This is a genomic window from Mesorhizobium intechi, assembly GCF_002879535.1.
Lineage (GTDB): Bacteria > Pseudomonadota > Alphaproteobacteria > Rhizobiales > Rhizobiaceae > Mesorhizobium > Mesorhizobium intechi.
In genome coordinates this window covers 1-7,034 of sequence record NZ_PNOT02000008.1, presented here as the reverse complement: position 1 = coordinate 7,034, position 7,034 = coordinate 1, and the positions used below count along the sequence as shown (strand labels likewise).

Sequence of the window (7,034 nt, the reverse complement as noted above, 5' to 3'; positions counted from 1 at the left end):
TGCAGCCAGTGCCGCTGTTCGGGATACGCCAGCATCGCCAGGACCGCATGGTCGATGGTTGCAGCAGTGGTGGCGAAGCCGCCCAGCAGCATGCCCCACAGCATGCTGATCAACTCCGCATCCGACAGCGTGTCAGCATCGTCGTCGTGTACGCCGACCACCATCGACACGATGTCGTTGCAGGGATCGGTGCGCTTGCGCTGTATGAGGTCGCTAAAGTAGGCCTGCACCCTGGCGCTGGCCGCGTCCGCCGCGGCGAGCTGGGGATCGCTGGCGTGTGGGCTCAGGCCTTCCAGAATGGCGCCGATGCCGGCGGCAAGCCCGAACATGTCGTCCTGGGGCATGCCGAACAGTTCGGCGAAGACCAGCATGGGCAAGGCCAGCGCGAATTCCCAATGCAGGTCCACCGCCTCCCCGCGCTCCAGCGCGGGCGCCATGCCGTCCAGGCGCGCTGCGACGATGCGCGCGATGCTCGGCCGCAGGTTGTCGATCTGGCGCATGGTGAAATCGCGCGAGATCAGCCGGCGCAGACGCGTATGCGTCGGTGGGTCCTTCATCGCTAGCGTGGACGCCAGCAGATTGAGTGACAGGCTGGTCGCCGCACGCGGGAAATAGCGCGCCAGTTCGCCCGGCGCCGGTCCCCGAAACACATCGCCCGTGGCCTTGAGCGCCCAGTAGATGTCGGCGTGGCGGCTCAACAGAAAAAGGCCCGACGCCGCACGATGCACCGGATCGTGCTCGCGCAACCACCGCATGAACGGATACGGGTCTTGGATACACGCTGGCGACGCAAGTTCGGCGAAGGCGTCCCGGCATGCTGCCGTGGTTTCTTGCACGTCCATCTTGGTTACCTGTTGGCTGGCTGATCTGACCGGCGCGTGCCAGGCGCGTTGGCAAATTGCGGAGTAGATCGCGATTCCGGGCGGCGTCCGCGCATCACCAGAGCACCGGGAACTCCTCGAACCCGCCAGTGATGATCTCCTTGCGCAACTTTAGTTCTTCGGGCGCCACGGCCAGGCGCAGCGCGGGAAAGCGCTGGAAGATCGAACCGACCACCACCTTGAGTTCCAGCCTGGCCAGCGCCATGCCGATGCAGTAGTGCGGCCCGTGCGAAAACGTCAGGTGCGGATTTTCGTCGCGTCCGATGTCGAAGGTTTCCGGGTCGTCGAAATGGCGCGGATCGAACGACGTCGCCGGCAGGCCGACCAGCACCTTGCTCTCCGCGGGAATATGCACGCCCGCGATAGTCACGTCGGTCCTCGGATAGCGCATGATGCCGTCCCAGCCCGCGCCCGGCGGGTACATGCGCAGGATTTCCTCCACCGCCTTGTCCACCAGGGATGGATCGCCGACTAGGCGTTCGCGCTGTTGCGGATGGCGGAACATGGCCAGCAGGCCGAATTCGATCTGCGCGACGGTGCTCTCGTGCCCCGCCACCAGCATCCCCGCCGCCAGGCCGATCGCCTCTTCCTCGGTCGCATTGCCCTGCTCGACCGCCGCGAGCAGATCCGTCAGCAGGTTGTCGCCCGGATCCTGGCGCTTGTCCCACATCTTGCCGCGAATGTAGGCGCGCAGTTCTTCCCAGGCCAGGCGCGACGCGCTGCGCGGGCCGCTTTCATGCTGGTGCGTCATCACCTCGTCGGACAGCCCGGCGAAAAAGGCGTGATCCTCGTAAGGCACGCCCATCAGCGCGCTGATGACCATGGCCGGCAGCGGAAAGGAGAGGTGGCGCTTCAGGTCGGCGGGCTGGGGCTGGGCCGCCAGCGTCTCGAACAGCTGCGCGGCGATCGCCTCGACCTGCTGCGCGAGCAGCTTCACCCTGCGGTTGCTGAAGGCAGGCGCCACGATCGTGCGTAACCGGGCATGCTCGCCCCCCTCATGCGAGACCAGCCRCCCCGGCGAACCGAGAATCACCGAATCCGGGGTGAATGCCGCACTCTCTAAGCGACGGAAGGGCGGAAGCTGACCGGCAGGCGCTGCGGGCAGCGAATGACGTAAGACGGCATGTAGACGACGTCCTCCGCAGCGATGGTCAGCGCCAGGTCCTCCAGCCGCCCGAACAGCGCGGGGAAGGCGCAGCGCAATTCCAGGCGCGCCAGCGCAGCGCCCAGGCAGGAATGCGGCCCCTCGCCGAATGACAAATGCGGGTTGTGCCACCGGGTGACATCGAACCTGTCGGCGCCGGGACCGAAGGCCTTTTCGTCCCGGTTCGCCGCATGGAACGCCATCAGGACGGCGTCGCCGCGGCGGACCATGCATCCGTCGATCTCCACGTCCTGGGTGGCATAGCGGAACGGCAGATTGGCCGCTGAGCTGCCCCAGCGCAGGATCTCCTCGATCGCCTGTGACCACGGAACTTGGCCGCTGCGCACCAGGTGCAGTTGCTGCGGATGCGTCAGCAATGCCAGCACGCCATTGCCGATGACGCCGGCGGTGGTCACGAAGCCCGCGGAGAGCACCATGAACAGCATGTCGATGAGCTCGGTGTCGGAAACGAGCTCGCCTTTGTCACGCGCGACGATCAGGGCCGAAGCCAGATCATCGCCGGACTGGCCCCGCTTGAGCGCGATCAGGCGACGGAAGAACTCCGGGATGCGCTGCCGCGTCTGTCGCACCTCTTCGGCTGTGGCGGAGGTGTTGGCCAGGCTGTAGGTGAGCGCGACGATCTCTTCGCGCTGTTCGTCCGGCAAACCGAACAGTTCGGCGATCACGTTGGTGGGCAGCGGAGCGGCGAACTCGCACATCAGATCGGCACTGCCGCCGCGCTGCGCCATCTCGGCCAGGAGTCGATCGACGCATTGTTCGACCCGTGGCGCCAACAAGGCGATACGACTGGGCGCGAAGCTGCTGGACAGCAGGCCGCGCAAGCGCCGGTGATCGGCGCCGTGCGCCGTGGTCATGTTGTCCACTTTGCATATCCCGATCAGCGGATGATCCTCGGGAATCTCGCCGTCCTGCAGCGCACGCCACTGTCGCCAGTCCTTGTTGAAACGCTGGTCGGAAAGCATCTGCCTGAGCGTCTGGTGACGGCCTGCCGCCCAGGTCACCACATCGCCTGGCAGCGACACTCGCGCCATCCCCCCCTGCTGCAGAATCGCGGAAGAAAGACGATCAAGTTGCGTGGGAGCCGCCGGCACACCGATCACGTCGCAATGATCGTTTTCTACGCGCATGCCAACAACTCCCCTAAGAACCATCGCGGATCCACTTCTCGGCACGGATGATCCGCGCGCGGACTTCGAAAAGTGCCCCCCCGTGTGCTTCGTCCTCAGAAGCGGTAGGTGAGACCTGCGCCTATCAACCAGGGATCGAGCTTGGCCTTGCCCGTGAGCTTGGCGCCGGCGACAGTGACGTCGAAGTCGGGCTTGAGGAAAAGCTTCTTCACGTCGAAGTTGACGCCCCAGTGCTGGTCCACCATGTAGTCGAATCCGACCTGCAGCGCGGCGCCGAATGTATTCTTGACCTTGAGATCATCGGCGCTGCCGGCTTGCTGATGATAGAAGATCGTATAGTTCACGCCGGCGCCGATATAGGGCTTGAAGGCGCCGAAATCGGTAAAATGATACTGCAATGTGAGCGTGGGCGGCAGCAGCCAAACCTTGCCGACCTTGCCCAGCCCGCCGATCGCACCTTGGCCATCGATGTTGGCATAGGTGGTGCCGAGTATGAGTTCGGTGGCGATGTTGTCCGTGAAGAAATACGAAATATCGAGTTCCGGCGTCACGGTGTTCGAATAGGAAAGACCGGAGCCGGGCACCGCATTGACATAGCCCGAATCCTCGGTGATCACCCCCAACGCACGCAGGCGGATCTGCCAGGGGCTTGGCGCTTCCGCGACGCAGGCTTCTGCCTGCGGGACGCTCGCGGCTTGATGAACATCTGCCGCGCCGGCCTGTCCCGCAACGATGAGGACGACAGCCGCTGTCATTGCCCGCGCCACGCCAATTCGCGCTCTCGCCATACTTTTCTCTCCTTGATCTTCAGAAGCGACGCACTGCGCCTTGATTGAATCCTGCTCGCATCAATCGAGATTGACGGAGCGCTCATGCGGGATAGCCCCCGCATGTGTCGTGCCAAATGAGAAAATGATTGCAAAACAATGCGGTCACTCTGATAGCGCTGTGTCTGATGTCCGACTTCGTCGAAGATCCGACAATGAGTGCAGCCGTACCCGCCCCTGGTAGCCGTTCGTCAACATCGGCCGGCAGTTCGTTGGCACGCTCGTACTCGGCTTCGAGTTTTGGCGTATTCTGCGTTCAGCGCCTTGATCGTCGCCTGCTGCTTCGCCGTCAGGCCGGGGAACGTTCCAGCCAGTTGGCGCAGTCGGAGGGCGTGACCGTAAGGCGTCTCGACCGCGACCGATCTGGGCGGGAAGTCCTTTGGCAGCATGCGCCAGCCGCCATCCGATCGGGCCCTGTAGCGGATCGCGTTCAAGACCTCGCGCAGGTCCGTCACCACGCGCCGCCCGGTCTTGGCCGCGCCCGGCAGGAACGTTGTATCCGCGACCATTCCTCATCCGTCAGATCGGAAGGGATAGCGTTTGGTCTTCTTCTCGATATCGGCCATCCGGCCACGCGTCGCTCGGGTCCACATCCCAAGCTTGAAACACGATTAATCCCGCCAATCCGCTGCCCCTGCAGCAGGCCCCTCTTCGGGCGGCAATTAATACTGCTTCGGTTTGAAATTCGCTACGAGAGAACGATATCGTTGTGACGACCGACCCGGATTGATCATCAAGTGGCCGATACCGCCGTAGAATGCGACGAAAAGGCGCGCGGCCGTTCTGAACCTCCGGGGCGGCCGCCGCGCAATCGTGCGGTGATGAAGCACACCGACGTCCTTGGCGGGCTCGATTACCTGGCGGCGGATTATCACTGGCAGGACTTCTCCAAGCACGTCCACAATGAGTATCTGATCGGCCTGATCGAGCGAGGCGTCCATGATGTCTGGTGCCGAGGTGAGGTTTGGCACGCCGGTAGCGGCACCGTCGCGACCTTCGCGCCCGGCGAACCGCATTTCGGGGGTGCTGGTGACGATCTTGGCTGGAGCCAGAAGATCTTCTACATGCCCGAAGGCCTTGTCCGGCAAGTCCTTGAGGACAGCGGCCAAAACGAACCCGGAACGATCGACTTCAAGAGCCCGTTCCAGGAGAATGCCCCAGTTGCACACGGCCTCAGCGCGTTTTGGCGCCTGCTTGAACATGGGCATAGCTCGGCACTGGAGATCGAGGAGTATCTGATCCGTTTCCTGCCCCACGTCTTCGCAGAGGCCGGCGGGTCGCGCGTTGCTGAGCCAAAATTCGTGCCGCCGAGGTTCCGCGACGTGCGTGACTTCATCCATGCCCACTTTGACGAAGTTCTGCAGCTCGCCGCCCTGGCCGCCCTCGCCGGATGCTCCAAGGCGACGTTGATCGAGGGCTTCAAGGCGCATTTCGGGTTGCCCCCCACCCGCTACCTCATCCAGGTCCGCATCGACGAGGCGCGACGGCTGCTGAGGCGAGGTCACCACGTCGCCGAGGTCGCCGTCGCGGTCGGGTTCGCGGACCAGAGCCACCTGACCCGGCACACCAAGGCGGTGCTGGGCGTGACGCCGGCGCGTTACCTCTCGGTTTGAATATCGTTCAATAAAGCGCGCGGCGAACCGTCTAGCTTGGACGCTCAATGGATGAAACGAGCGTCAAGACTATGAACGAAAGCAAGCAGACCCGCCCCCGCGGCTTCACCAGCGACAACATCGCCGGCGTCTCCCCCGAGGTGATCGCAGCCATCACCGCGTGCGCGTCGGGTCAGGCGCTTCCCTACGGCAACGATGAGCTGACGCATACCGTCGAGCGCCAGCTCGCCGAGATGTTCGAGCATGCGGTCGACGTGTTCCTCGTTTCGACGGGGTCGGCGGCGAACGCGCTGGCGCTCGCGGCGATGACGCCGCCATGGGGCAGCATCCTCTCGCACGCCGACGCACACATCAACCGCGACGAGTGCGGCGCGCCGGAGTTCTACACCGCCGGTGCGAAGTTGGTGCAGCTTCCAGGCGAGGCTGGCAAAATCGACCTCGACGCCTTGGCGGCCAATGCAACGCGCATGGCGGGCGACATCCACTCGGTCCAGCCCTCCAGCGTCAGCATCACGCAGGCGACCGAGATGGGATCGGTCTACGCGCTCGACGAGATCAAGGCCATCAGCCATATCTGCCGGTCAGCGAACCTGCCGCTCCACATGGACGGTGCTCGCTTCGCCAACGCCCTCGTCACTCTGCGCTGCTCGCCGGCCGAGATGACGTGGAAGGCCGGCGTCGACCTTGTGTCGTTTGGCGCCACGAAGAATGGAACCTTTGGGGTCGATGCGGTCGTCTCGTTCCGCGGAGATCTCGCGAGCACGATCGCCTTTCGCCGAAAGCGGGCCGGCCAGTTGAGTTCCAAGATGCGCTTCATGGCGGCGCAAATGGACGGCTATCTGAGGGACGGTGTCTGGCTTCGCAACGCGGCCCATGCCAATTCCATGGCATCGGCGCTCGCGCGGGGGTTGGCCCTGGTGCCTGGCGTGAAAATCCAGCAGCGTCCCGAGGCCAACATCCTATTCTGCCGACTTCCCACGTCCCTAATCCGAGGGCTGCTCGATATGGGATTCCGCTTCTACCATGATCGCTGGGAGCCTGGGATCGTGAGGTTCGTCACCTCTTTCGCGACGACCGAGGCCGACGTGTCCGACTTGATCGGCGCGGCAACCAGCCTCTGCGCACCGGTCGGCTCGGCTCGTGTTCCGGCTGGCGCCGAATGAGTTGTGGCGACCGTCGAGCGCTCTCGCCGCCCGTCACGGATGTCCTCTTTGCTCGACTGCAATGTCCGAGCGTTCTGGCCGCACGAGCATCTCAGGCTGTATCTTTTGTCCCAGGCTCAGACCTGCAAATTCATCTTACCTCGGCAAGGCGGCTGCACCGTACGGTTACGGAGTAACCCGGTCGCTTTTCCGTAAGAAGATCCCTCATTGGCGCAATTCACCTCAGGTCATCCGTAATCCTGCATGCCTGTAATATAT

Annotated in this window: 5 protein-coding genes and 2 pseudogenes; 2 read left to right on the top strand and 5 right to left on the bottom strand. The window is 63.7% G+C overall.

Annotated features, from left to right (window positions below; translation table 11 throughout):
- The 5 genes and pseudogenes from C1D09_RS00645 to C1D09_RS33555 form a co-directional block, all read right to left on the bottom strand.
- Positions 1-842, bottom strand: an 842-nt coding sequence (locus C1D09_RS00645) for a cytochrome P450 (protein WP_143972510.1), incomplete at its 3' end; no start/stop codon positions are given.
- 94 nt (positions 843-936) lie between these two features.
- Positions 937-1,935, bottom strand: a pseudogene (locus tag C1D09_RS00640) (cytochrome P450); the annotation flags it as partial.
- A gap of 5 nt (positions 1,936-1,940) precedes the next feature.
- Positions 1,941-3,173, bottom strand: a complete 1,233-nt coding sequence (locus C1D09_RS00635) for a cytochrome P450 family protein (protein ID WP_143972509.1) — start codon at positions 3,171-3,173, stop codon at positions 1,941-1,943.
- A 95-nt stretch (positions 3,174-3,268) separates the two neighbouring features.
- The gene (locus C1D09_RS00630) at positions 3,269-3,928 is read right to left on the bottom strand and encodes an OmpW/AlkL family protein (RefSeq protein ID WP_425463392.1); all 660 of its coding nucleotides are present in this window, start codon (positions 3,926-3,928) and stop codon (positions 3,269-3,271) included.
- A 437-nt stretch (positions 3,929-4,365) separates the two neighbouring features.
- Positions 4,366-4,593 (bottom strand): annotated as a pseudogene (locus C1D09_RS33555) (transposase); the annotation flags it as partial.
- A gap of 144 nt (positions 4,594-4,737) precedes the next feature.
- Here C1D09_RS33555 and C1D09_RS00620 point away from each other — a divergent pair.
- Positions 4,738-5,613 carry an AraC family transcriptional regulator gene (locus C1D09_RS00620; RefSeq protein WP_143972506.1) on the top strand — a complete coding sequence of 292 codons (876 nt, stop codon included), beginning with the start codon at positions 4,738-4,740 and terminating at the stop codon, positions 5,611-5,613.
- 47 nt (positions 5,614-5,660) lie between these two features.
- The gene (locus C1D09_RS00615) at positions 5,661-6,776 is read left to right on the top strand and encodes a threonine aldolase family protein (RefSeq protein WP_246135613.1); all 1,116 of its coding nucleotides are present in this window, start codon (positions 5,661-5,663) and stop codon (positions 6,774-6,776) included.
- The last annotated feature ends 258 nt before the right edge of the window (positions 6,777-7,034 follow it).